This is a genomic window from Amycolatopsis jiangsuensis (genome assembly GCF_014204865.1).
Classification (GTDB): Bacteria; Actinomycetota; Actinomycetes; order Mycobacteriales; family Pseudonocardiaceae; genus Amycolatopsis; species Amycolatopsis jiangsuensis.
Genome location: NZ_JACHMG010000001.1, coordinates 404,128 through 428,801, shown reverse-complemented (window position 1 = coordinate 428,801; position 24,674 = coordinate 404,128). Strand labels below are relative to the sequence as shown.

Below are 24,674 nucleotides of genomic sequence, written 5' to 3'. Positions count from 1 at the left end.
CACCGTTCCCGGAAGTGGTTGCGAGACAAGGAATCGGCGAGCGTGCTCACCCGGCCGACAGCGGGAAGTCGATCAGCTCCTCGGAGACTTTCCAGATGCGGCGGGCGTCGTCCGCGCTGCGCAGGCGCGAGTACAGCTTCTGTTCGGCCGGCGCGCCGGCGAGGTGCTGGAAACCGTCGGGGCCGTAGAGACGACCGCCTTCGGCGCTGGGTGAGGTCGCCGCGTAGAGCGCGGGCAGCAACGCCGTCTCGACCTTCCCGAACAAGATGCCACGCGCGGACAACGCCCGGATGAAGCGGGCCTTCACCGTGGCGCGGTCGCGACCGACCTCCGGACGCGCGGCGAGCAGGTTCGTCGGCGACACCCCGGGATGGGACAGATTGCTCGTGATCCCCCAGCCGCCCTCCCGGCTGCGCCGGTCGAGCTCCAGACCGAACAGCCCGAAGGCGATCTTCGACTGGCTGTAGGCCTGGTTTCCGTTGTACCGGCGCTCCCACTGCAGGTCGTCCCAGTTGACCGAGTGCTGGTTCGCCGCGACGCTGATCTGCGAGGTGACCCGCGCCTTGCCCGCACGCAGCAACGGAAGCAGCCGGGCCACCAACGCGACGTGCCCGAGATGGTTCGTCCCGAACTGCAGCTCGAAGCCGTCCTTCGTGGTCTGCCGGTCCGGCGGCGTCATCACCCCCGCGTTGTTCACCAGGAGATGGATCGCCCGCCCCTCCCCGACCAGCTGATCGGCGACCGCGGCCACCGACGCCAACGACGACAGATCCAGATCACGCAACGACAGCCGGGCATCAGGATGCGCACCGCGGATCTTGGCGATCGCGACTTCACCCTTGCGCGGGTTGCGGACCGGCATCACCACCTCTGCCCCCGCACCGGCGAGCCGGGTCGCCAATCCCAGCCCGACACCATCACTGGCACCGGTGACCACCGCGAGCTTGCCCGTGAGATCGGGGACCCGGATGTCCGGCGTGGTCTTCGGCATTCTTGTTCCTCCCGCTGGATTCCTGCGCCGGTCCGGACAGCTCCGCCGGATGCGATCTGACAACTGTCAGATTAAGTGTATTCTCACCGGTGTCAAGTTCTGTCACCCAGGTGGGGACACCGGCACGGGAAGGACGCACGCATGGCGACAGGGGAACCGGTGGCGGGCGCGGTACGACGGCCGGGACGTCCCGGCACGGACGCACGTCCGGTTCCCACCGAAGCCGAAGTCCTCCGGCGCGGGATGGAAGCGTTCGCCGAACTCGGCTACGACCGGACCTCCGCCAGGGAACTCGCGAAACGCCTCGGTGTCAGCCACAACTTCATCAACGACCGCTACGGCTCCAAGGCCCACTTCTGGCGAGCCATCGTGGACTCCCTGCTCGAACACGACCAGAAGGAACGTCAGCGACTCCTCGAAGCCGACCTCGGCGACGCCGAGCGAGTCCACGCCGTCATCACCCACTTCTACCAAGCCGCCGTCGAAGCACCACTGCTCGCCCGGCTCCTCGCCGACGAATTCGGCCGCGAATCCGAACGGCTCGACTACCTCTACACGCAGTACCTGCACCCGACGCTCGGGCCGCTGATCCCGGCCATCGAACGGCTCATGGCCGCCGGAGCGCTGCCGACCGTCCCCATCGACGTACTCTTCTTCGCCGTGTTCAGCCCGGTCACCGCACTCGTCCAGCTACCCCTCGCACGCCGGCTCGGCCGCAAACAACCCGTCACGCGCGAATCCCAGGAGTGCGCCGCACGCGACCTAGCGGACCTCATCGTGAACGGGTTGCTCGGCCGGCACGCGCGCTGAGCCCGCTCCGCCCTCGTTTCGCGGCAGACGCGTGGCCGGGTCACGCCGGGCCGAAGAACCCGCGCAACGCCTCGGTGACCAGCTCGGGCTGTTCCTCGGGCAGGTAGTGATCGCAGGGCAGGGCGTGACCGCGGACGTCGCCGGCGTAGTCCCGCCAGATGCCGAGCACGTCGTAGCTGCGGCCGACGAAACTGTGTTCGCCCCACAGGGCCAGCAAAGGCGCGGCCACGGTGCGGCTCGCGTCTTCCTCGTCGTGGACCAGGTCGATGCCGGCCGCGGCGCGGTAGTCCGAACAGGACGCGGCGATCGCCGCGGGAGCGGAGAAGCAGCGGACGTACTCGGCCATTGCCGCGGGGTCGAACGCGGTCCCGCCGTGGTGACGGGCGGTCATCCGGGCGGTGATCCAGAACTGCGGGTCCGCACCGATCAGCCGCTCCGGGATGCCGTTGCCCGCGGCCAGGAAGAACCAGTGGTAGTAGCCGAGGCCGAAATCCTTGTCCGTGTGGGCGAAGGCGTACCGGGTCGGCACGATGTCCAGCACGGCCAGCGCCGACACCGCCTCCGGCGCGTCGAGGGCGAGCCGGTGTCCGACCCGGCCGCCACGGTCGTGCCCGGCGACGCCGAAGCGCGGGAAGCCGAGTGATTCCATCACCAGCAGCTGGTCACGGGCCATGGTCCGCTTCGAGTACTCCGCGTCACCCGGACCCGGTGCGGGCTTGTCGCTGTCGCCATAGCCGCGCAGGTCCGCGAGCACGACAGTGTGGTCGGCGGCCAGCGCCGGCGCGACCTGATGCCAGATCGCGTGCGTCTGCGGATAGCCGTGCAGCAGGAGTACCGGCGGACCGCTCCCGCCGACCATGCAGTGGATCCGGACGCCGTCGGCGGCCACCTGGTGCCGGGTGAAGGAGGCGGGAAGCGGAAGGCTCATACCGGGTTCTCCGTTCGGGATCGTCGGGAAGCTCGCCGACGTGACGCCGGCCGGCCGGGTCGAGCGTACGGCTGCCGGGACCGCACCCGCGGGCGGACGGACTGGTCCACATCGGACAGTGGAACCGACTGCGGCGGGGACGACTTCCCGGGCGATGCACCGGCGCCGGGAAGCCGGCCGCGGCGCCGAGCGCGGTGAGCGTCCGCGCCAGTTCGTCCGCCGACCACCGCCGGATCGTCGCGCAGTTCATTCACGCGGACGACGGGACCCGGCACCTGTGCGGACGTCCGGGCGATCGCGGAGGTGTGCCACGAGCGGGGAGGTACCAGGCCGCGGACTGGCTCCACCGCGAACGTCACGTCGCGGTGGAGCTCGCCGAGCATCGCGGTCTCGAGGGACATCGAGCTGCCACACGTGGAGAATGTCGACTCGCCGGCGCCGACCGCGTCGGCCATCAGCTCCTGTGTCCAGCACCGGAGCCCTGTCGTGGCCCATGGCTCCGGATAGCCCTCGGCCGCCGCTGCCAAACGTCCGGACGCCCGGCGACCGGGACCCGTTCGACCGGGCCCCAGTCAGTCCACAGTGGACAGAAAAGAGGCCCGGACCGTCCCCCGCCGGGCCGGCGGTTCAGGACACCTTCGGGGCCGCCCGCGCTCCGAAGTGGACATACCGCTCCCCGGTCGCGAGAGTGTAGAAGACGACCGGCGTCCACGCGCTGGCACCGGGGGCGCGGTACACGAACCTCGTGTCGTCCAGCGGAATCAGCTCGTACTCGGTGACCGGATCCGGATCGAGTTCCGCGAGCGGGCCGCTCAGGGTCAGCCGCAGCCGCGCGCCGTCCTCGCCCTCGAGAACCTCCGTCCGCACCGACGCGCGTTCGTAGACCCCGAGGTGCGGCCGCAGGTCCACTTCGGGCGGGACCGCGGACGGTTCCGGCAGACCGGACGGCCGGATGCCGGCCAGTTCGCCGAAGATCTCGCCGAACAGCTCGCGGTAGAGCCCGGCCGTGTCGCCGCCGTTGGTGAGCAGCGTGACCGCCAGCCCCTGCTCCGGCAGCAGCCGCAGGAACGCCGACTGGCCGATCGTGCCGCCGTCGTGGCCGACGACCAGCTGCCCGTCCCAGAGGAACCGGATCCAGCCCAGGCCCCAGGAGTCGCCGAGCGTGGCCTTGTCCGGCAGGTCCACCTCTTTTTCGGTCATCGCGGCCGCCTGGTCCGCGGCGAGCACGCGCGCACCGTCCGGGCCGAGGCCACCGGTCAGGTGCAGCCGGGCGAAGGCCAGCACGTCCGCCGCGGACGCGCTGATCAGCCCGGCCGGGCCCATCGACCGCGGCAGCGTCCAGACCGGCGTCGGACGTGGCTCCTCGTCGCCGGTCGCGATGTGCCCCACCGCGGCGCGGAACAGCAGCGCTTCCTCCGGCAGCGTCACCGTGTGCGCCAGGCCCAGCGGTGCGAACAGCCGCTCCCGCACCGCCGCGTCCCAGGTCTTGCCGGTCAGCTTCTCGATCACCCGCCCGGCGAGCACGAATCCCGAATTGCAGTAGGAGAACGTGGCGCCGAGTGGGTGGTTCTGCGTGACCTCGCCGAGCCGGCCGGTGTACTTCTCGACGCAGTCGTCACCGCGGCCGGTGTCGGTGAAGACGTCGCCGTCGATGCCGCTCGTATGGGTCACCAGATGCCGCGTGGTCACGCCCTTCGCGGCCTCCGGATCGGCCAGGACCAGCTCCGGCAGCACGTCGGTGACCGGCGCGTCCAGGTCCAGCAGGCCTTCCGAGACGAGCTGCATGATCACCGTGGTGGTCCAGACCTTGCTGATCGAACCGATCTGGAACAGCGAGTCGCCGGTCACCTCGACCCCGGTGGCCTTGCTCAGCACGCCGAAGCTCGTGACCACCGGCTGCTCCTCGTCGAGGCGCAGAATGCCCAGCGCCGCACCGGGAACGCGGTGCTTGCGGGCCAGCTCGGCCAGCCGGCGCCGCCAGTGAGCGGCGTCGATCACCGGCCGTCCGGCCGCGTACTGCTCCACCCAGCCGAGCACGCGGCGGTTGAAGTCCATCCGGTGCGAGGGCTTCCCGTCCACGATGAACAGATGCGACGCGCCGGGGTAGAGCACCAGGCGAGTGGGCACTTCCCGTTCCCGCAGCGCGGAGAACCACTGTTCGGCCTGCCCCACCGGGCACCGGTCGTCCTCGGCGCCGTGCACGACGAGCGTCGGTGTGCGCACCTGTCCCACCTGCGCCAGCGGCGAGTTCGCGGCGTCCGCCCCGCCCAGTTCGGCGACGTCGAGGTAATGCCCGGCGTCGGACGTCCCGGCCATGCTCACCAGGTCGCTGACCACCCCGCCGGCGACCGCCGCGGCGAACCGGTCGTCCCGGCTGGTCAGGTAGCAGGTCATGAAGCCGCCGTAGCTGTACCCGGCCACCGCGAGCCGCTCCGCGTCCGCGGTCCCTTCCGCGACCAGCTGATCGAGCGGTTCGAGGAAATCGCGTGCGTCCGCGGTGCCCCAGCCGCCGACCCCGGCGGTGAAGAATGCTTCGCCGTACCCGTCGCTGCCGCGGGGGTTCAGCAGCAACACGGCCCAGCCGCGGCCGGCGAGTTCCTGGTGGTAGAGGTGCACGGCGTCGGCCGTGGCGTTCCAGGCGTTGTGCGGCCCGCCGTGGATGTCGAGCAGCAGCGGGAGCGGGCCGGTGCGGGCCGGATCGCGCAGTAGCCAGCCCTGCACGACCGTGCCGTCCGACACGGTGAACTCCCGTTCCTCGTGTGCGAACAACTCGACGTCGGCGAGGCTGTGCCGAGTGCGGACCTCCACCTTCCCACCGGCGACGGTGGCGACGATGGCGACTTCCCCGTACGAGGTCGGCGTCGCCAGCGTGAGGGCAGCCGTGTCGCCGACGACGGAAAGGCCCGCGACCGTGGTGCCGGCGCCGCCGGCGACCAGCCGCGGCGCGCCGCCCTCGACATCGACCGCGTACAGGTGCGTGCAGCCACGATCGCGGACGCAGAACAGGACGGTGCGGCCGTCGCCGGTCAGCTGCGGCAGCCCGCCGGGATAGGCCGGCCCGCCCGGCATGACGTTGCGATCGAGGGACGCGGCGAGATCGGTGGTCTCCCCGCCGTCGAGCGGCACCCGCAGCAGACCGGCATGCCCCGGCCTCGGGTCCGCGCGGCCGACGACCAGCAGCGCGCTGCCGTCGGCGGTCCAGGTCACGGCTCCGGCGACGCCCTCGTCGGAGCCGACGAGGCGAGGCTCCGCCAGGCGGTCGGCCTGGTCGAGAACGTAAGCGGCGGAACGGAGGGTGAGATCGGCACGCGGGTCGAGGGCCGCGGAGAAGGCCAGCAGGCTGCCGTCCGGGGACCAGGCGGGCGTGCCCGCGTTCCAGTCGCCCGAGGTGACCTGGCGGACCTCGCCGGTGGCGACGTCGAGGACGTGCAGGTGGCTGCGCACCGTACGCAGCAGGCCCGCGCCGTCGGCCTTGTACTCCAACCGTCCGGCGACCACCGGCACGGTCGCCCTGGCGGGGTCGTCCTCCCCCGGCTCGGCCGCCGAGTCGACCGGGGCGGAGAAGGCGAGCGCCCCGCCGTCCGGACGCCACACCGGGCTGCCCGCGCCGAGCGGGAGTGTGGTGACCTGCTCCGGCTCACCGCCGTCGGCGGGCAGCAGCCACACCTGGCCCGGGCCGTCCTGGGCCCGCACGAAGGCGATCCGCCTGCCGTCCGGGGACCATGCGGGGGCGGCGTCGCCCGGACCGCGGGTCAGCCGCCGCGCTTCCCCGCCGGCGGCCGGGACCTGCCACAACGCACGGGTGTCGCGATCGGCCTCCTCGTCGGCGGTCCGCAGGACGTAGACGATGCGGCTGCCGTCCGGGGACAGCGCCGGCTCCGCCGGGATTTCGAGCGCGGTCAGGTCGTCGATGCGGACACGCCGGGTCATGCGGGGCTCCTCCTCGAGTGGATGCTCATACGGGATTTCTGCGGCCGGTGCACGGGAACCGGGCGGCCGGCGTTCGCACCGGCAGGCGAACTCGCCAGGATCCGGGCAGGTCCCCCTCCTCGCGATCGGGTTCCGCCATGCTAGGCCGCCGGAGTGGCCGCGGGTTCGTCCGAACCGACGAGACCCGCCCGGACATTCGGGCCCGGCGGACGGAACTCCGCCCCGCAGCGCCTCGGCCGCACGGGCGAACCGGGGAAACGCGTCGCGCTCGGGCACCCGCGTCCCGCGCCTGGGCGAACACCGCGACCGCGTACCGGCCGCCGTCGGCGTACTCCCTCACGTCGAAGCAGCAGGTCCGCCGCCGCGGCCCCGCCCACCGGTACCGGGCAGCAGGACACTCGAGCCGGGCACGGCCGCCCGGCCGGTGATCTCCGTTGTCCGCATCGGACACTCCTTCCGTCCACACCGGACCGGCGGGATGGGAACGGGCTTGCCCTCAGGACTCGCCGGACGCGGTGCCGGAACCCGCCGCGGGTTTCGGCAGCAGGCGCAGCTGCAGCATCGCGGCGAAGCGCTGTTCCGGGTCGTCCAGGTCGATCCCGCCCACCTCGGCCAGCCGGCGCAGCCGGTAGCGGAACGTGTTCGGATGCACGTAGGCCATCGCCGAGGCGGCCACCACGTCGCCGAAGGCGTCGAGCCAGCAGCGCAGCGTGTGCACCAGCTGGGACTGGTGGCGCGCGTCGTACTCCTGCAGCCGGGCCACCGGGCCGGCCACCTCGTCCCCGCGGGCCGCGGCGAGGTCGGCCAGCTCCAGCATCAGCGCGTCCACGTGGACGTCGGCCGCGGTCGCCACCCGGCGGACGCCGTCGTGCGCCAGCAGGACCCGCAGCGCCCGGTCCGCGCCGTCCCGGGAACGCCGGAGACCGGACCCGTCCGAGGCCGGCGGGCCGATGCCGATCGCCGCGGCGGTGCGGTGCCCGGTGCGCTCGAGGAAGGCCGAGGCCAGGCGCACGGCGCGCTCCGCCCGGTCCTCGGGACCGTCCGGCATCGGCACGATGCCGTACGCGACGTCGCCCACCAGCGCGACCGCCGACCGCGGCTGGACCGCGCCCAGGTGCATGGCCAGCGCGTCCGCGAGCCGCTGGCGGTCGGCCGCCCGGCGCACGTCGTCCTCGGGCGTGGCCGACGGAGCGCCGGCCACCCCCATCGCCAGTACGGTCGCCGGCTGGCCGAGCAGGCCGAGCCGCGCGATCGACTCGGGCGCCGACGGGCCGCCCTCCAGCGCAGTGCTCACCAGGTCCGTGCGCAACCGGCGTTCCACGTCCGCGCCCGCGCGCAGCCGCAGCAGGTGCAGCGCGACGACCTTCGACGCGTCGACGAGTGCCTGGGTGCGTTCCGCGCTGAGCGGCCCGGGCACGGCCGCCCAGATCGACCCGAGGACTTCGTCGCCCGCACGGACCGCGATCGCGACCCTCGGCACGGCCATCGCGAAGTCCTGGTCCGCCGGATCCACGTACACCGGCCCCGGTTCGCGGTAGAGCCGCTCGAAGACGCCGGCGCGCTCCAGGCCGCGGGTGTAGCGGGGCGGCACCTGCCGGCCCAGGATCGTCTCGACGCGCCCGTCGTCGGCCTCGTCCTGCCGTCCGGAGAACGCCAGCACCCGCGAGGATCCGTCCTCGATGGTCACCGGCCCGTCCAACAGCGCCGCGACCGCGTTGGCCACCGCGAACAGATCCCCGGACGGCACCCCGCCCAGCGTCTGCGGAGCGCTCTCGCCGACGTCGCCCTCGGCGAGAAGGGTGCGCAGCAGCGCGGCGAGCTGCGCCCACGACGCACCGCCGGCCAGGCCGAGCAGCGCGACCCCCGACTTCTCCGCGGCACGCCGCACCTGCGGAGTCGGCTCGACCGGCAGCCGGACGACGAGCGCCGCCGCGCCCTGCTCGCCGTAGCCGTGCAGGAGCCGGACGAGGTCGTCGGGTTCCCGCACACCGACGCCCAGCACCACCGCGTGGGCGGGCGGCTGCCCGGTGTCCAGCGGATCGTGGATGACCACCCCGCCGAGGCGCCGCCGCGAACTGCGCACACCCGCGACCGGTTCCAGCAGCACGCCCCCGAGATCGTCGAGAACGCGCGCCAGGCTGGTGTGGGGCTTGACGGGCACCGGCGTGAGCACCACCCGAAGGTAACCGCGGTCACATCGAACCGGGTTGGTCCGATCGCACCGAATCTAGCACCGAAGTGGTCGGAGGCTACGAATTCAGCCACTCCTTGCGGGTCGTCACCTCGGCGAGCTTCGCCGGGATCGGCGTGACCCCGAGGCCGGGCCCGGACGGCACCGGCAGCCGCCCGTCGGCCAGCACGAACGGCTCGGTGATGTCGGTGCGGTAGAACCGGTCCGAAGCCGAGGTGTCGCCGGGCAGGGTGAAGCCCGGCAGCGAGGCGAGCGCGACGTTGGCCGCCCGGCCCAGCCCGGTCTCGATCATCCCGCCGCACCACACCGGCACGCCGTGCGCGGCGCAGACGTCGTGCACCCGCCGCGCCTCCAGGTAGCCGCCGACCCGGCCGGGTTTGATGTTCACGATCCGGCAGGCGCCGAGCGCGATCGCGTCCGCGGCCGAGCGGGCCGAGACGATGGACTCGTCCAGGCAGATCGGCGTGCGCAGGTGCCGGGCGAGCTCGGCGTGCCCGCGCACGTCCTCCTCCTCCATCGGCTGCTCGATCAGCAGCAGCCCGAACGGGTCCAGGCGCTGCAGCTGCGCCACGTCGGAGAGGGTGTAGGCGGTGTTGGCGTCCACCTGCAGCAGCACGTCGTCGCCGAAGCGCTCCCGGACCGCGCGCACCGGCTCGACGTCCCAGCCGGGCTCGATCTTCAGCTTGATCCGCAGGTACCCGGCGTCGAGGTAGCCGCCGACCGCGTCGAGCAGCTGCGGGATCGAGTCCATGATCCCGATCGACACCCCGCACGGCACGGAGTCCACAGTGGACCCCAGTGCGTTCGCGAAGGACATCCCGTGTGCGCGCAGCTCGGCGTCCAGCACGGCCATCTCCAGCGCGCCCTTGGCCATCCGGTGGCCCTTGAACGGGGCCAGCAGCGGGGCGACCTTGTTCGCGGTCAGCTCGCCTGCCCGCAGCAGCGCCGGTACGAGGAAGGTGCGCAGCACGTGCTCGGCGCCGTCCACGTATTCCGACGAGTACAGCGGATCGGCCATCGTCACGCACTCGCCCCAGCCCTCCCCCGCCGAGGTCACCACCCGCACCAGCAGCACGTCCCGGACGTCCTGCGTACCGAACGACGTCCGGAACGGCGCCACCAGCGGCATCCGGACCCGCAGCAGCTCGACCCCATCGAGTTTCACGATCACTCCTTCTTCGTCAGCACGTACCAGCCGGCCCGGTCGAATCCGGTGACCACGGCCCCGTCCGCCAGCAACCCGGACAGCACCTCGCCCAGCGCGCTCCGCCACGACAGCGCCAGCGGCGGGTCGGTCCGCCGCAGCGCCTCGATGTCCGAGGGCACCGCGACCAGCACGGTCGGCGCGCCGGCCGGTCCGGTCACCGGCCCGCCGTCCGCACCGGCCGACAGCGCAGCCTCCGCGCCGTGGCGCCGGAGCGCGGCCGCGTCCTCGTGCGGCGGATCGCCGAGCGCCGCGGCGCGGGCGGACGCGCTGGTGAGGTCCCAGGCGATCAGGAGCCGGTCGGTGGGCGTGGCCCCGTTGATGCTGTCGTGCATCGGACCGTAGAAATCGGGGAGGTAGGCCGCCGCACGGGCACCGAGCTTGCTCAGGTTGAAGTGCGCGTTGCGGCGCACCAGCGGATCGAACGTCCAGGAGATCCTCGTGACGTCCTGGCGCAGCGCCCAGGCACGCTGGTGCTGTTTGAGCGCGAAGCCGAGGCCGCGGCCGAGTCCTTCCGGGGCGACGCCGGCGATGTGGCTGTGCAGTCCTTTCGACGGCGGCCCGAAGAACCCGAAGCAGGCACCCAGCAGCGCATCGCCGTCGTAGGCGCCCGACACGTAGTTGCCGGCCGAGGACATCGCCCGCAGCAGCTCCGTGGTCACCGGCCGGCTGTCCGGGGCGGGCCGCCAGATCGAGTCGAGCAGGCGGCACACCGCGGTGAGGTCGGCGAGGTCGGACAGCTCCCGGATCGCCACCCCCGACGCGGAGGCCGCGGCAGCAGCCGCCGCCTCCGCCTCGTCGCGTACCGAGGCGTCCCGTACCAAGTCAGTCATTTCCCCCGCCCAACACGGTTTTCGTGAGCGCCGTCAGCAACGCCGTGCGCCGGGGCAGCTCGGCCACGAGCACGTGCTCGGCCTCGGCGTGCGCGCCGCCGCCCACCGCGCCGAGGCCGTCCAGCGTCGGAACCCCGAGCCCGCCGGTGAAGTTGCCGTCCGAGGCGCCGCCGACCGAGGCCGAGGTGAGTGGCTCGAGTCCGAGGTCCGCCGCCAGTTTCCCGGCCAGCTCGAACAGACCAGACGAGGCGGACGCCTCCAGTGGCGGCCGGTTGATCCCGCCCTCGATCCGGATCCGGGCGCCGGCGACTACCGGCTGCAGACTGCGAACCGCCCGGTCCACGCGCTCCTGTTCCGCGGCGTCCCAGGCACGGACGTCCACCGCGACACCGGCCGCGGCCGGCACCGTGTTCGTCGTCGTACCGGCCGAAAGCGCGGTGGGCACCACGGTCGTGCCCCGCTCGCCGTCGGCGAGGCCCGCCACCGCGAGGATCTGGTGTGCGACCTCGATGCCGGCGTTGATCCCCTTCTCCGGTTCGAGACCCGCGTGCGCGGCGCGTCCGGTGATCTCGATCCGGTACAGGGAAACGCCTTTGCGCCGGCACTTCAACGCTCCGCCGTCACCGGACGCTTCGAGGACGAACGTCGCGGCACAGCCGCGGGCTTCCTCCTCGATCAACGGCCGCGAACGCGGGGAGCCGATCTCCTCGTCTCCGGTCACGAGGATCGTCAGGCCAGCACGGTCCTCCAACGCCGCCGCGGCGTGCAGGGCCATCACCACGCCCGCCTTCATGTCGAAGCAGCCGGGCCCGCGCAACACGCCGTCCTGTACCGAAAACGGGTGGGTCGTGAGCGAACCCAGCGGCCACACGGTGTCGTGGTGGCCGAGCAGCAGCACCCGCGCCGGACCGGAGCCGAAACGCCAGCGCACATGGGTGCAGCCGTCGGTGCGCACGAACTCCGGCTCCACGCCGAGCAGGCGCCGGCCGATCGCCGCCACCACCTCCGCGCTCCGGGCGACGGACGCGTGGTCCTCGGACGGCGATTCGCAGCACACCAGGGTTTCGATGTCCGCCAGGAGCGTGTCGAGGCCGGTCACCGAGGCTCCCCTCGCAACGGAGCGCCGGGCAGGGCCCCTGCGCGCAGGACACCGTCGGCGACCACCGGTTCCCCGCCGACGAACAGGTGCCGGACGCCGAGCGAAGGACGCGTCGGATCGGAGAACGTCGCCGTATCGGTGATCACCGCCGGGTCGAGCACCACCAGGTCGGCGTCGGCGCCGACCGCGAGGTGCCCCTTCGCCCGTGCGGCCGGGGCCACGTCGTCGAGGATCCGCGCGGGCAGGTACGAACAGCGGCGGAACGCTTCCAGCCAGGTCCAGCTCCCGGTCTCCCGCACCATCAGGCGAAGCGTCTTGGCGAACGTGCCCGCCGTGCGCGGGTGCGTGGTGCCGCCGGGCGGCAGCGGCCACTCGGTGCTTTCGTGGCGGCCGTCCGGCCAGTACACCGGCATCGCGTCGCTGGCGACGATCGAATCCGGGAACGCGAGCGCTTCGCGCAGCAGCCCGCGGTCGCGCTCGGACCGCTCGTCGAGGAATTCCAGGATGCACGGCGCGCCCGGATCGTCGGCCCGCACCTGCCGCAGCCGCGCCTCGTCGGCGATCCGCTCGCCCGATTCGAGCAGGACGACGCTGGCGGGCCCGAGTCCTTTCAGCCGCAAGCGTTCCGGCGAGATGAACGCGGCGCCGACCGCGGTGCTGCCCGCCCCGTACGGATAGGCCTCGACGGTGACCCGCGACCCCGCCCGCCGGGACTTGTCCAGGGTGGCGAGCACGCGTTCGATGTGGTGGCCCGAGGTGCTGTTGACGTGGCAGTGGTGCATTGCCGCGCCGGTCTCGGCCGCGACGTCGGCGATTTCCGCGGAGCCGTCGACGGGGGTGTCCGGATCGACCTCGATCAGCTCGCGGACGTGCGTGTAGGTCGGCACCCCGGCCTTCGCCGCGAGCCGCGCGACGGCCACGAACTCCGCCGGATCGGTGGCGGGCGCGTATCCCATCAGGATCCCGATGCCGAGGGCCCCCGCGGCGATCTCCCCCTCCAGCAGCGACAGCCACTCGGCCAGTTCACGCGGGGACGACGAACGCTGCCACCGCGGATTGCCCAGCACCGCGAGCGAGGACTCGATCCGCGCGTCCGGCGCGATCCCGGCGAGCACCTGCGCCCGCGCACCGCCCCAGGACGCGGAGAAGCCGTAGTGCAGGGGCCGCCCGGCCGCACCCGCCTCGGCGTAGGCCCGCTCGAGCGGCATCACCCCGGCCTCGAGATCGAGGGCGGTGGTGACGCCGTCCATCGCCTGCAGCCGCTGTCCGGCGATCGAATGCACGTGGCTGTGCAGGTCGACGAACCCCGGCCCGACGACCAGCCCGTCCGCCTCGACGATCTCCGCCCCCGGCGGGGCCTCCAGCCCGGGCCCGACCGCCGCGATCCGGCCGTCGGTCACGAGCACGTCGGCGGGTCCTTCGAACCCGCCGGCCGGATCGACGACCCGGCCGCCCCGCACGAGTGTCTGCATGGATGTCTCCTCCCGAACGCCGCTGCACCCGACCCTAGGCGGCGCCCGGGCGGTGCCGATTCGTCGGAGCCGACGAACCGGCACCCCGGGATTGATCCGAGCCGACGAACGGCCGGGGCAGCCAGCCGGCGTCCACAAAGGACTCCCCTCGGCCGGCGGCCCGGCGGCGAGGTCAGCGGGCAGCGGGCGCACGCGTCGCGAACGGGCCTGTCGGCGCGAACGCGTACTCGGCGAACCGGTCGCCGATCAGCCGGTGCGCGACCGCGTCCGGGTGCAGGGCGTCCAGCAGCGGGAGTTCGGCGGCGTCCTGTTCGCCGTACAGCGTGGTTCCGTCGAGGTAGTGCAGGTTCGGATCGGCCCGGTGCCCGGCGAGCTCCGCCAGCGTGTCGCGCACGACCCGCAGGGTGAGCCGCCCACGCTCCTGGTCCGCGCTGTCACCCGTCGCGACGAACGTGACGTGGCCGGTGCGGAACGTGTCCGGATCGAAGGCGCCGGGGCCGGGCGTGTCCTCGTGGATCCCGCAGAAGATCGGTGAGATCAGCACCAGCGGCGTGTCCGGATGCCCGTCGCGGAGGGTGTCCAGGAAACCGTGCACGGCCGGGACGAACGCGCGCAGGTGCATCGCGTCCAGGTTCACCACGTTGATGCCCAGCTTCACACTGAGGAAATCGGCCGGGGCGTCGCGCATCACCCGTGCGGTGAACTGGTCCACGAGCGCGCTGCCGCCGAGCCCGAGATTGCGCAGCTCCACGCCGCCGCGGCGGGCGGCGACCGCCGGCCAGGTCCCGGTCGGCACGGCCGCGTTCGACCCGTGGCTGATCGAACTGCCGTGGTGCAGCCAGACCGGGCCGCGACGCTCGGCGGGCCGGACCGGCTCGTCGGTCCACAGTCCGGCCAGCTCGACCGATTCGTTGTGCGGCAACCACAGCTCGACCAGCTTCGCACCGGCAGGCAGCCCGTCGAAGACGACCGGATGCGCGGGACCGGGGCGCACCTCGGTCTGTCCGGTGGTGAGGTCGATCTCGATCAGGTCCCCGCCGGACAGCGGCGCGCTCGCGAAGAACTCGCCGTCCACGACGAGGTCGACGCAGCCGCGCGGACGGTCCGTGCCGCGGTAGGCGACCCACGTCGGATGGGTGAGCAGCTCGACGGTCCGCGCCGAGGTGGTCATGACCAGCCGCACGCCGGAGGGCTGGCCTTCCATCATCAGCAGCCGCGGCTCCGGGAACTGCGCGCGGACCCATCCGGGCAGCCGATGCGGCCGCAGGCCACGGGCGGTTTCCTCGAGTTCGGCGGCACCGCGGAAATACGAGGCGCTCAGCGGTGTGGTGATCATGGGGCGGTGGTGTCCTTTCCGGATCCGGCGGGCCAGGCGCGCAGCAGCGCGTCGAGCACGTCGACAGTTTTGTGCCACGAGACTTCGGGGCCGGGACGGCTGTGGTCGAAGCTGCCGATGCGTTCCAGCGAGAGAAAGCCGTTGAGGGTGCTGCCCAGCACCCGCACGGCGTGCACGTGTTCCTCCTCGGGCACCGGGTAGCCACGCAGCACCGCGGCCGTCAGCACGACGACGTCACGAGCGCCGTCGGAACGCACAGCGGTAGCTCCGACACGGCGCTGCAGCGACTGCCACCGGCCGGGCGACTCCCGCGCGTACGCCCGGTGCGCGGCCGCGAAGCCGTCGAGCGCCGCCCGCCCCGCCCGGCCCGCGATCGCCTCCGCGATCCGGCCGGAAAGCTCGGCGAGCGCGAGCGCGCTGATCCCGTCCAGCAACGCTTCCCGGTCCCGGACGTGCGAGTACAGACTCGGTGTCCGCACGCCGAGCCGCCGTGCCACCGCGGAGAGGCTGACGGCTTCGAAACCGTCCTCGTCGGCGACGACGGCGGCTTCGGCGATCACCGAAGCCGCGGAGAGCGGAGTACGAGTCATGGGGTCAGCCTATAGTATTTAGGCAAACTCCTACAGGGAATAACCGGCAGATGTGCGCACGCTCACCGGCGGAGCACTTCGGCGGGCTCCCCGGCCGCACCGGGGGCCTGGAGCGGCCGGGGACCTCGAAGACCTGCGCACCGGATCAGCGACGAGTTCGAGCAGCCCTGGCGCGGCCGGTCTCAGCGGACCTCCGGCACCGCCCTGCCGTGTATCCGGCGGCCACGCAACGCGGCCAGCGCCTCGTCCGCCGACGCCCGGCTCCGCCGTCAGGCGATCTGCGGGTCGCAGCGTCGGCGGCGACCTGGTTCGCGAGCCAGACCAGATCGGGGCCAAGGCCCGGGCACGACCTCGTGTGCACCGAGCCGGAGCAGGCTCTCCCCGTGCGCGTCCGGGTGCATGGTCGAGGCAAGCACGCAGGCGCCACCGAGCCGGGCGAGTGCCGTCGGCGGCCGGGCGTTGCACCACACCGGCCGCCTCCCACCCGGGCACGTTTCCGTCCGGGGCTTCGGCGGGCAGTTCGGGCTCCCCGAAATCGAGCGACACCGCGACGCACTCGAGGCCCGGCTGGCGCACACCGACCGGCGTCCGGGCCGACGTCCGTCCACTCAGGACTTCAGCAGTCGCTACCGGGCAGCGGTGGCCGCGCTGCCGGGCAGTATCCCGATGAGCCCGCCGGTCAGCTCGCCGTGATCGCCGGGTCGCTGGTCGAGGCCGCGCCGGTTTCGACGTGCCCGGCGGCCCGGCGGACGAAGGCCTCGTCCTGGCCGGTCTTCACGGTGACGTCGTACCACCCGTTCGCCTGGTCCACGCCCCAGCCGGGCACGTCCCGGGTACCGCCCGCGGCCACGTCGTAGGAGTACTCCTTGCCGGAGTCGTAGGCGTCGGCGGCGGTGAACCGGACACTCTCGCCGGTGGGGTTGGCGAAGCTCAGCGTGACGTGACCGCTCGCCGCGTCGTGCCGCGCGGTCACCTCCGGGCCCACCGCCGAGACCGCGCCGCCGAACTCCCGGAGCCAGCCGTTGGGGCCGAACACGGAGAGCTGGTACTTCTCGCCCGAGAGCTCCCAGCTGTCGGCCACCGTCTGGCCCGCGCCGACCGTGTACACCCACGGAATGTCCGTGCGCGCCGTCGAGGTGATGTGGAAAGCCGCCCCGGCCGCGCCCGAGTTGGTGAAGTTCAGGTGCAGCCGGCCGTCCTTCGCCTCGGAGTCCACCACGAGGTCGTAGGGCAGGGCGCGGGCTTTGCGCAGCCCGGATTCCTGTGCGGGCACCGACCCGGTCTCGGGCGGCACCGGGTGGTAGTCGGGCGGCGTGCTGTGGTCCGGAGGCGGCGCGTAGCTGCCGGTGTCCGGCAGGTTCGGCACTGCGCTGTTCGCGCCGGTGAAGTCGAAAGCGTGGGTGAGATCGCCGCAGACCGCGCGCCGCCAGTCCGAGATGTTCGGGTTGTGCACGCCGAAACGCTGCTCGATGAGCTGGATCACCGAGGTGTGGTCGAAGGTCTGCGAGCAGACCCAGCCGCCCACGCTCCACGGCGAAACGACCAGCAGCGGCACCCGCGGACCCAGCCCGTAGGGCACGTCCTTGGTGTAGGAGGCGTCCGCCCCGCCGGTGTAGATCTCCCCCGCGGTGTCCACAGTGGAGAGTCCCCAGTCGCCGTTCAGCGGCGGAACCGGCGGCGGCACGTGGTCGAAGAAGCCGTCGTTCTCGTCGTAGGTGATCAGCAGCGCGGTCTTGCTCCACACGTCCGGGTTCGACGTGAGCGCGTCCAGGATTCCGGAGATGTACCAGGCACCGTAGTTGGCCGGCCAGGACGGATGCTCGCAGTAGGCCTCCGGCGCGGCGATCCAGGACACCGACGGCAGATCGCCCGACTGCACGTCGGCGCGCAGCCGGTCGAACAGCCCGTCGCCGTTCTTCACGCTGGTGCCGGTGCGGGCCTTGTCGAACAGCGGATCGCCTGCCGCGGCGTTGCGGTACTGGTCGAAGTACAGCAGCGAATTGTCGCCGTAGTTGCCGATGTACTGGTTTTCCGTCCAGCCCCACTTGCCCGGTTCGTCCAGGCCCTCCCCGGAGTCCTGGTAGAGCTTCCAGGAAACGCCTGCGCGCTCCAGGATCTCCGGGAACGTCGTCCAGCCGTAGCCGGCTTCCTCGTTGCCCAGCACCGGTCCGCCGCCGGAGCCGTCGTTGCCCACCCAGCCGGAGTAGAGGTAGTACCGGTTCGGGTCGGTGGAGGACAGCATCGAGCAGTGGTAGGCGTCGCACACGGTGAAGGCGTCGGCCAGCGCGTAGTGGAACGGGATGTCGCGGCGGGTCAGGTACGCCATCGTGGTGGTGCCCTTGGCCGGGATCCAGTTGTCCCAGAGTGCCTTGTTCCAGGCCGAATGCGTGCCGTTCCAGTCGTGGTTGAGGTCCTCGATGAAGGTCAGGCCGAGGTTGTCCTCGTCGGGACGGAAGGGCAGCGTCACCTTCCCGCCGTTGTCCGCCTGGTGCCACACGTTCTCGCCGCTGCGCAGCGGGATCGTCCGTGGATCACCGAACCCACGCACCCCGTTCAGCGTGCCGAAGTAGTGGTCGAACGACCGGTTCTCCTGCATCAGCACGACGATGTGCTCCACATCGGCCAGCGTCCCGCTGCGGATCGCGGCCGGGATCGAAGCCGCCCGCGCGACGCTGGGCATCGCCGAGCTGACCGCGGCGGCCGCGGCGGCCTGGAGGAAGGTGCGACGGTTGAGCGCTGGCATCGTTTTCTCCTCGCGAGCCCCGGGTGGCCGTGCCGCGCGGCCGGACCCGGTCCCGGGAACGGCCGCACGGCACGGAATACGGCCGACCGTACTGCAAACGCCCGAATCATGCGGCCCGCCGCGGCGGCGTGTCAACCGACGATCGTCCACTCCGCCACGCCCGGTGACACGGGGGCAGCCGGGTGGCGACGAACGGGCAACCGGCAGGCGACGAGCACGGCGAATCCACTGTCACAGCAACGATCCCGGGCTTTGTCCGGTGCAGCCCAGCGGGCCGGCTCAGCCCAGCGGGCCGGCTCAGCCCCGCGGACCGGCTCAGCCCCGCGGACCGGCTCGGCTCAGCCCCGTGGGCCGGTGCAGCCCAGCGGGCCGAGTCAAGCTTCCAGGCCGGCGGCCGCGCGGGCCGAGTCAAGCTTTCCAGCCGACTTGGGCACTCGGGCCGACTCAGCCAGGCGAACCGGTCCACTCCCGAACCGGCTCAGCCCCACAGCCGGACTCAGCCCCGCGGGCCGAGCAGAGCCAGCGCGGTCGTGACCGCCGTCTCCCGGACGTCGTCGATCCGGCCGCCGTCCTCGATCGTGGTGGCGATGAGTTCACGCAGGCCGCCCAGCAGCACGATCGCCACCGGGCGCGAGGCGCGGCCGACGCCGGCCGCGCGCAGTTCTTCGGTGTCGGTGAGGGTCTGGATCATCGTCACGAAGTTCTCCATCAGATCCCGCTGCAGCTGCCGGGACAGCAAGCCCAGTGCGGGCACGTCCCGGATCCAGCTGACCGTGACCGCGGGCTCGCCGGTCGCGATGTCCAGCCAGGCCCCGACCGCGCGGCGAACCTGGTCCCACCAGGGCGCGGCCGGGTCCACCGCGGCCGAGATCCGCCGGATCATCTCGCCGTTCGTCTCGGTGATCAACGCGACGAAACACGTGTCCTTACCGGAGAAGTGCTCGTAGAACGTCCGCCGCGAGGTCCTGGCCAGTCGCACGATGTCGGCGACGGTGGTGTCCGGATAGCCCCGTTCGGCAATCGATTCCGCCAGCCCGGCGAGCAGCCGCTGCCGGAAACCGGCCGGCGCCGCGGACCGGGTCCGTGCTGTGGTCACCGGAGGCACGCCATCCCTTCCCTCGTGAACGCAGGTCCTTCTCATCGCAGATCCTCTTGAACGCAGGTGGTACATCAGCGTACCATCGGCGCGGTACGCGAACGTACCACCGGGAGGGACCGCAGATGACGACTTCACGCCTGCCCGCCGGACCGAGCGCCCCCTGGTTCGTGCAGGCGGTCTACGCGCTCACCCGGCCACGGCGCGGGCTCGGCCGGATCCGTGACCGCTACGGCGACGCGTTCACCGTGAAGTCACCGGTGTTCGGCCGGGTGCTCGTGCTCGGCGACCCGGCGGAGATCAAGCAGCTGTTCCAGCTCGGCCCGAACCTCGCGGAAAACGTGGAGCCCAATCTGGGCCGGGTGCTCGGCCCGGGCTCATTGTTCGCGCTCACCGGGGACGAACACCGCAAGCAGCGCAAACTGCTCGTCCCGCCGTTCCACGGCCGCCGGCTCGCCGCCTACGAGCGGATCATGCAGGAGGAGACCGACCGCGAGTTCGCGAGCTGGCCGCAGGGCCGGGAGTTCGCCACGCTCCCGTCGATGATGCGGATCACGCTCAACATCATCCTGCGTGCGGTGTTCGGCGCGGACGGCCCCGAGTTCGACCGGCTCCGCGAGCTGCTGCCGGCGCTGGTCGAACTCGGCTCGAAGCTGGCCGTGCTGCCCATCCCCACCGTCGACTGGGGCCGGTGGAGCCCGTGGGGCCGGTTCCGGATCATGCGCCGCGAGTACAACGGCATCATCGAGCACCTGATCGCCAAGGCGGAGCGGGAAGGCGACCTCGACGCGCGCGAGGACATCCTCGCGCTGATGTTGCAGGCCCGCTACGACGACGGCACCCCGATGAGCCACCGGGACATCGCCGACCAGCTGCTCACCATCCTCAGCGCCGGGCACGAGACCACCGCGACCACGCTGGCCTGGGCGGTGGAACGGCTCCGCCGGCACCCGGACGTCCTCAGTGCACTGTCCGAAGAGGATCGAGAGGGCGGCAAGGCGCTGCGCGAGGCGACCATTGTCGAGGTGCAGCGCACCCGGCCGGTGATCGACGTGGTCGGCCGCAAGATCCACGCCGATGGCGTCCCGCTCGGCCGCTGGACGCTGCCGAAGGGGCTCACCGTCCTGGTCGGCATCTCACTGGTGCACGAGAATCCGGACGTCTTCCCGGATCCGGCGAGGTTCGACCCGCAGCGGTTCGTGACCGCGAAACCCGATCTGTACGAATGGATTCCGTTCGGCGGCGGCGCCCGCCGGTGCCTGGGTGCCGCGTTCGCGAATCTGGAGATGCACGTGGTGCTGCGGACGCTGCTGCGTGATTTCGACCTGGCTGCCACGACCGCGCCGGGCGAGGCGTGGCACTCCCGCGGCATCGCGAACGCTCCCGGCAAGGGCGGGCTCGCGGTGGTGCGCCGGCGCCGCACCGATCCGGCCGCCCCCGCACCGGCTTCGACGGCGGGTGCGAGGTGAGCACCGAGCCGGCCGAAGCTGCCGGGCAGTCCGGCGATCCAGCTCACCGGCACACCTCGGCGAGCACGGGATTGTCCGGCACGAAGAGAGGACCACGAACGACGATGCCCCCATCCCGTCCCAGGCTCACCGGCCGCCCGGTGGTGATCACCGGCGCCGCCTCCGGGATCGGCCGCGCCCTCGCGCAGCGGCTCGGCAGGCTCGGCTCGCCGGTCGCGCTCGCGGACGTCGACGAACGCGGTCTCGAGCAGACCGCCGCCGGGCTGCCCGGACCGGTGCTCAGCCGGGTCCTCGACGTCCGCGACGCCGGAGACCAGCTGAAGTTCGCCGGCGAGGTCGGCGAGTGGCTGCCCGCCCCGCTGGCCGCGGTGTTCAACAACGCCGGGGTCGCGCTGTCCTCGACGGTGGCCGACGCCGTCGCCGAGGACGACGCGTGGCTGCACGACATCGACTTCCACGGCGTGGTCAACGGCACCCGGGCGTTCCTGCCGATCCTCGCCGGGCAGGGTCACGGCGCGATCGTCAACACCTCCAGCGTGTTCGGGCTGGCCGGTATCCCGTACCAGAGTGCCTACTGCGCGGCGAAATTCGCCGTCCGCGGGTTCACCGACTCGCTGCGCCAGGAGCTGCGCGGCAGCGGGCTGAGCGCGATCACCGTGCATCCGGGCGGGATCAAGACCGGCATCGTCCGCAATGGACGGATGCGTCAGGACCCGGGCGGGCGTGACCGCACGAAGCAGGAGCTGGCCGCGGCGTTCGAGGCGAGCGCGAGGACGACCCCGGAGCAGGCCGCGCGGATCATCCACCGGGGCGTCGAGCGTGGCAAGGCGCGTATTCTCGTCGGACCGGATGCCTACCTCTTCGACGCCCTCGTGCGGGTTTCGCCCACCCACTACTACGACCTGCTCGGCCGGCTGCTGTCCGGCCGCCGTTCCCCGAGCTAGGAGGCCGCCCGTGCCCACCGAACACGTCGATGTGCTGATCGTCGGTGCCGGATTGTCCGGTGTCGGCGCCGCGCACCACATCCAGTCCGCGTTCCCGGACCGGACGTACGCGATCCTCGAAGCGCGGGACGCGCTCGGCGGCACCTGGGACCTGTTCCGGTACCCGGGCGTGCGGTCCGATTCGGACATGCAGACCCTCGGGTACCGGTTCCGGCCGTGGACTCAGGACAAAGCCATCGCGGACGGGCCGTCGATCCTCGACTACATCCGCGACACCGCGGCCGACGCGGGCATCGACCGGCACATCCGGTACGGCCACCAGGTTGTCTCCGCGGCATGGTCCACAGAGGACTCCCAGTGGACGGTCACCGTGGACCACGCCGGCGAGACCGCGCAGCTGACCACGAACTTCCTGTACCTGTGCACGGGCTACTACCACTACGACGGCGGGCACACGCCCGCGTTCCCCGGGATCGAGGAGTTCGGCGGCGAGGTGGTGCACCCCCAGCAGTGGCCGGCCGACCTGGACTACGCCGGCAAGGACGTGGTCGTGATCGGCAGCGGCGCCACCGCGGTCACCCTCGTGCCGGCCATGACCGACCAGGCCCGGCACGTGACCATGCTGCAGCGCTCCCCCACCTACGTCGCCGCGCAGCCGGGGGTGGACAAGCTCGCCAACCGGCTGCGGAAGCTGCTCGGCGACCGCCTCGGCTACACCGTCACCCGCTGGAAGAACGTCTTCAAGACCATCGCGGTCTACCAGCTCAGCCGGCGCCGTCCGGCGATGGTACGGTCGTTCCTGCGCAAGAACGCGATCCGGCTGCTGCCGCCCGGATACGAGGTCGACAAGCACTTCAAGCCGCGGTACAACCCGTGGGACCAGCGGCTGTGCCTGTCCCCGGACGGGGATCTGTTCGCCGCGATCCGCCGTGGCCGGGCTTCGGTGGCGACCGACGAGATCGTCGGCTTCACCCGGACCGGGATCCGGCTGCGCTCGGGCACCGAACTGCCCGCCGACCTCGTCGTCACCGCCACCGGGCTGCGGCTGCTCGCGCTCGGCGGCATCCGGTTCTCCGTCGACGGCCGCCCGGTCCAGCTGCCGGAAACCATGGCGTACAAGGGATTGATGCTCAGCGGCCTGCCCAACTTCGTGTTCACCATCGGCTACACCAACGCGTCGTGGACGCTGAAGGCCGACCTGGTCAGCGAGTACACCGTGCGGCTGCTGCGGCACCTGGACGACGGCGGATACGACCAGGTGGTGCCGGTGCAGGACGGCCCGGGGGTCGAGGAGCGGCCGCTGCTCGACTTCGCGGCCGGGTACGTCCAGCGCTCGGTGCACGAGTTCCCGCGGGCCGGTTCGCGACGGCCGTGGCAGCTGGGCATGAGCTACGCCAACGACGTCCTGCTGCTGCGGCACGGCCGGATCGACGACGGCACCCTGCGGTTCAGCCGGACCCGGAAGCCGGCCACCGAACCCGTGTCCGAGCCGGGGTGACCACCGGCGGCTTGACTTCACGTGCTTGAGGTTCTGCATGCTGTCGGTATGCAGACCGGAGTAGCGGGCGAACAGGCGTGGCTGACGATTCGCGAAGCGTCCCGGCGCAGCGGGCTCAGTGAGCCGACGTTGCGCTACTACGAGCAGATCGGGCTGGTCGGCCCGGTACCGCGCGACCCGAGCAGCGGGCACCGCAGGTACGACGCCGAGACCATGGACACCCTCGACACGCTGGGCTGCCTGCGCTCGGCGGGACTGCGCGTCGAGGACCTGCGGCGGTACCTCGGCCTGCTCGCCCGCGGCACCGCGGCCGCTGCCGAGCAGCGGGAGCTGTTCGACCAGCACGCCGACCGGCTCGAGGCCGAGATCGAGCGGTTGCGGCTGCGCTTGGAGTACCTGCGGCTCAAGGCACGGCTCTGGGACGCCCGTGACCACGGTGACGAGGCCGCGGAGCAGCGGCTCGTCCCGCGGATCCGCGCGCTGATCGAGCGTTTCCGGCCATCCGCGAGGGGCTGACGACGATGAACGACGAACTCCGCGGCGGTGCGCTGGTCCTGGTCACCGGTGGCACCGGATACCTCGGCGGCCACACCGTCACGCGGCTGCTGGCCGAGGGCCACCGCGTCCGCACCACCGTGCGCGACCTCGGCCGGGCAGCCGAGGTCCGGGCCGCGGTGGGCGCCGCCTCGCGAAATCTGGAGGTGGTGGCCGCGGACCTGGGCGCCGACGAAGGCTGGGCCGAGGCGACCGAGGGCGTGGACTACGTGCTCCACGTCGCCTCCCCGTTCCCGCCCAGCTCGCCGGAGAGCGACGACGAGGTGATCCGCCCGGCCCGGGACGGCACCGTGCGGGTGCTGGCCGCCGCCCGCGAAGCCGGTGTCCGGCGGGTCGTGCTGACCTCCTCGTTCGCCGCGGTCGGCTACAGTGCCGCGCCGCGCGCGGAGTACACCGAGGCCGACTGGACCGACCTCGCCGACCCGAACAGCGCGTACGTGCGGTCGAAGGTCGTCGCCGAACGAGCCGCGTGGGGCCAGGTGCGCGCGGCCGGCGGCCCCGAGCTGGCGGTGATCAACCCGGCCGGCATCTTCGGCCCGGTCCTCGGCGGCCGGCCGTCGTCGTCGGTCGCGCTGGTCCAGGCGATGCTCGACGGTGCGATGCCGCGGGTGCCGCCGCTGTCCTTCGGGGTCGCCGACGTTCGTGACGTCGCCTCCCTGCACCTGCTGGCGATGACGCATCCCCGTGCCGCGGGTGAGCGGTTCCTCGCCGCGGGCCGGGCGGCGATCAGCTTCCTCGACCTGGCCCGGATCGTGGCCGAGAGCGTCGGCGGGCCCCCGCGCGCCATCGAGGAGCTGACCGACGAGCAGGTCCGGGCCGCCGCCGTGACCGACCCGGCCATGCGGGAGGCGGCCACTCGCCTCGGCCGCGTGCCGGTCATCCGGACGGACAAGGCGCGGAGGCTGCTCGGGTGGACGTCCCGCCCGATCGAAGAGACCGTGGCCGACACCGCCCGCAGCCTGCTGGCGCTCCGGACCGCGTGACC

Annotated in this window: 19 protein-coding genes; 7 read left to right on the top strand and 12 right to left on the bottom strand. The window is 72.3% G+C overall.

Annotated elements, in window-relative coordinates:
• Positions 1-46 precede the first annotated feature (46 nt).
• Entirely contained in the window at positions 47-991 is a 945-nt protein-coding gene (locus BJY18_RS01800; protein ID WP_184777096.1) for an SDR family oxidoreductase, read from the bottom strand.
• A 141-nt stretch (positions 992-1,132) separates the two neighbouring features.
• On the opposite strand from BJY18_RS01800, the gene BJY18_RS01795 reads away from it, so the two are divergent.
• Positions 1,133-1,801, top strand: a complete 669-nt coding sequence (locus tag BJY18_RS01795) for a TetR/AcrR family transcriptional regulator (RefSeq protein WP_184777094.1) — start codon at positions 1,133-1,135, stop codon at positions 1,799-1,801.
• 40 nt (positions 1,802-1,841) lie between these two features.
• Here the strand turns inward: BJY18_RS01795 and BJY18_RS01790 are convergent, their stop codons facing one another.
• The 9 genes from BJY18_RS01790 to BJY18_RS01750 form a co-directional block, all read right to left on the bottom strand.
• Complete coding sequence (locus BJY18_RS01790) at positions 1,842-2,729, bottom strand: alpha/beta fold hydrolase (RefSeq protein ID WP_184777092.1); 888 nt, start codon at positions 2,727-2,729, stop codon at positions 1,842-1,844.
• 627 nt (positions 2,730-3,356) lie between these two features.
• The gene (locus BJY18_RS01785) at positions 3,357-6,659 is read right to left on the bottom strand and encodes a serine hydrolase (RefSeq protein ID WP_184777090.1); all 3,303 of its coding nucleotides are present in this window, start codon (positions 6,657-6,659) and stop codon (positions 3,357-3,359) included.
• Between the two features lie 496 nt (positions 6,660-7,155).
• Positions 7,156-8,820 carry a PucR family transcriptional regulator gene (locus tag BJY18_RS01780; protein ID WP_312873703.1) on the bottom strand — a complete coding sequence of 555 codons (1,665 nt, stop codon included), beginning with the start codon at positions 8,818-8,820 and terminating at the stop codon, positions 7,156-7,158.
• Positions 8,821-8,908: 88 nt separating this feature from the next.
• A complete protein-coding gene (gene menC, locus BJY18_RS01775; RefSeq protein WP_184777086.1) occupies positions 8,909-10,015 on the bottom strand; it encodes an o-succinylbenzoate synthase in 1,107 nt (368 codons plus the stop codon).
• A gap of 2 nt (positions 10,016-10,017) precedes the next feature.
• A complete protein-coding gene (locus BJY18_RS01770; RefSeq protein ID WP_184777084.1) occupies positions 10,018-10,887 on the bottom strand; it encodes a GNAT family N-acetyltransferase in 870 nt (289 codons plus the stop codon).
• Positions 10,880-11,986, bottom strand: a complete 1,107-nt coding sequence (locus BJY18_RS01765) for a M20 family metallopeptidase (protein WP_184777082.1) — start codon at positions 11,984-11,986, stop codon at positions 10,880-10,882. Before BJY18_RS01765 ends, BJY18_RS01770 begins: the two co-directional genes overlap by 8 nt.
• Positions 11,983-13,458 (bottom strand): amidohydrolase family protein, encoded by a 1,476-nt coding sequence (locus tag BJY18_RS01760; protein ID WP_184777080.1) that lies wholly within the window; start codon positions 13,456-13,458, stop codon positions 11,983-11,985. The genes BJY18_RS01765 and BJY18_RS01760 overlap by 4 nt, the downstream gene beginning before the upstream one ends.
• A 172-nt stretch (positions 13,459-13,630) precedes the next feature.
• Positions 13,631-14,794: a GDSL-type esterase/lipase family protein gene (locus BJY18_RS01755; protein ID WP_184777078.1), complete on the bottom strand. Its 1,164-nt coding sequence runs from the start codon at positions 14,792-14,794 to the stop codon at positions 13,631-13,633.
• Entirely contained in the window at positions 14,791-15,384 is a 594-nt protein-coding gene (locus BJY18_RS01750; protein ID WP_184777076.1) for a TetR/AcrR family transcriptional regulator, read from the bottom strand. The genes BJY18_RS01755 and BJY18_RS01750 overlap by 4 nt, the downstream gene beginning before the upstream one ends.
• 399 nt (positions 15,385-15,783) lie before the next feature.
• Here BJY18_RS01750 and BJY18_RS01745 point away from each other — a divergent pair, with 399 nt between their 5' ends.
• A complete protein-coding gene (locus tag BJY18_RS01745; RefSeq protein ID WP_184777074.1) occupies positions 15,784-16,077 on the top strand; it encodes a hypothetical protein in 294 nt (97 codons plus the stop codon).
• On the opposite strand, the gene BJY18_RS01740 is transcribed toward BJY18_RS01745, so the two are convergent.
• Together BJY18_RS01740 and BJY18_RS01735 are read right to left on the bottom strand one after the other, a co-directional pair.
• Complete coding sequence (locus BJY18_RS01740) at positions 16,064-18,127, bottom strand: phosphocholine-specific phospholipase C (RefSeq protein ID WP_184777072.1); 2,064 nt, start codon at positions 18,125-18,127, stop codon at positions 16,064-16,066. The two genes, BJY18_RS01745 and BJY18_RS01740, sit on opposite strands and share 14 nt — an antisense overlap.
• A gap of 496 nt (positions 18,128-18,623) precedes the next feature.
• On the bottom strand, positions 18,624-19,223 hold the full coding sequence (locus BJY18_RS01735) for a TetR/AcrR family transcriptional regulator (protein WP_312873702.1): 600 nt from the start codon (positions 19,221-19,223) through the stop codon (positions 18,624-18,626).
• Between the two features lie 125 nt (positions 19,224-19,348).
• Here BJY18_RS01735 and BJY18_RS01730 point away from each other — a divergent pair, with 125 nt between their 5' ends.
• The 5 genes from BJY18_RS01730 (at position 19,349) to BJY18_RS01710 (ending at position 24,672) form a co-directional block, all read left to right on the top strand.
• Complete coding sequence (locus BJY18_RS01730; protein WP_184777068.1) at positions 19,349-20,692, top strand: cytochrome P450; 1,344 nt, start codon at positions 19,349-19,351, stop codon at positions 20,690-20,692.
• Between the two features lie 104 nt (positions 20,693-20,796).
• Entirely contained in the window at positions 20,797-21,636 is an 840-nt protein-coding gene (locus BJY18_RS01725; RefSeq protein WP_184777066.1) for an SDR family NAD(P)-dependent oxidoreductase, read from the top strand.
• 10 nt (positions 21,637-21,646) lie between these two features.
• Positions 21,647-23,134, top strand: a complete 1,488-nt coding sequence (locus BJY18_RS01720; RefSeq protein WP_312873701.1) for a flavin-containing monooxygenase — start codon at positions 21,647-21,649, stop codon at positions 23,132-23,134.
• 48 nt (positions 23,135-23,182) lie between these two features.
• Positions 23,183-23,650, top strand: coding sequence for a MerR family transcriptional regulator (locus BJY18_RS01715; protein WP_184777063.1), 468 nt, complete (start codon positions 23,183-23,185; stop codon positions 23,648-23,650).
• A 5-nt stretch (positions 23,651-23,655) separates the two neighbouring features.
• Positions 23,656-24,672 (top strand): NAD-dependent epimerase/dehydratase family protein, encoded by a 1,017-nt coding sequence (locus tag BJY18_RS01710; protein ID WP_184777061.1) that lies wholly within the window; start codon positions 23,656-23,658, stop codon positions 24,670-24,672.
• Positions 24,673-24,674: the final 2 nt, after the last annotated feature.

What these genes read in the sequence shown, in the direction of transcription:
- BJY18_RS01800 (WP_184777096.1), bottom strand. Translation starts at nt 991, where the DNA reads ATGCCGAAGACCACGCCGGACATCCGGGTCCCCGATCTCACGGGCAAG.
- BJY18_RS01795 (WP_184777094.1), top strand. Translation starts at nt 1,133, where the DNA reads ATGGCGACAGGGGAACCGGTGGCGGGCGCGGTACGACGGCCGGGACGT.
- BJY18_RS01790 (WP_184777092.1), bottom strand. Translation starts at nt 2,729, where the DNA reads ATGAGCCTTCCGCTTCCCGCCTCCTTCACCCGGCACCAGGTGGCCGCC.
- BJY18_RS01785 (WP_184777090.1), bottom strand. Translation starts at nt 6,659, where the DNA reads ATGACCCGGCGTGTCCGCATCGACGACCTGACCGCGCTCGAAATCCCG.
- BJY18_RS01770 (WP_184777084.1), bottom strand. Translation starts at nt 10,887, where the DNA reads ATGACTGACTTGGTACGGGACGCCTCGGTACGCGACGAGGCGGAGGCG.
- BJY18_RS01760 (WP_184777080.1), bottom strand. Translation starts at nt 13,458, where the DNA reads ATGCAGACACTCGTGCGGGGCGGCCGGGTCGTCGATCCGGCCGGCGGG.
- BJY18_RS01755 (WP_184777078.1), bottom strand. Translation starts at nt 14,794, where the DNA reads ATGATCACCACACCGCTGAGCGCCTCGTATTTCCGCGGTGCCGCCGAA.
- BJY18_RS01750 (WP_184777076.1), bottom strand. Translation starts at nt 15,384, where the DNA reads ATGACTCGTACTCCGCTCTCCGCGGCTTCGGTGATCGCCGAAGCCGCC.
- BJY18_RS01745 (WP_184777074.1), top strand. Translation starts at nt 15,784, where the DNA reads ATGGTCGAGGCAAGCACGCAGGCGCCACCGAGCCGGGCGAGTGCCGTC.
- BJY18_RS01740 (WP_184777072.1), bottom strand. Translation starts at nt 18,127, where the DNA reads ATGCCAGCGCTCAACCGTCGCACCTTCCTCCAGGCCGCCGCGGCCGCC.
- BJY18_RS01730 (WP_184777068.1), top strand. Translation starts at nt 19,349, where the DNA reads ATGACGACTTCACGCCTGCCCGCCGGACCGAGCGCCCCCTGGTTCGTG.
- BJY18_RS01725 (WP_184777066.1), top strand. Translation starts at nt 20,797, where the DNA reads ATGCCCCCATCCCGTCCCAGGCTCACCGGCCGCCCGGTGGTGATCACC.
- BJY18_RS01715 (WP_184777063.1), top strand. Translation starts at nt 23,183, where the DNA reads ATGCAGACCGGAGTAGCGGGCGAACAGGCGTGGCTGACGATTCGCGAA.
- BJY18_RS01710 (WP_184777061.1), top strand. Translation starts at nt 23,656, where the DNA reads ATGAACGACGAACTCCGCGGCGGTGCGCTGGTCCTGGTCACCGGTGGC.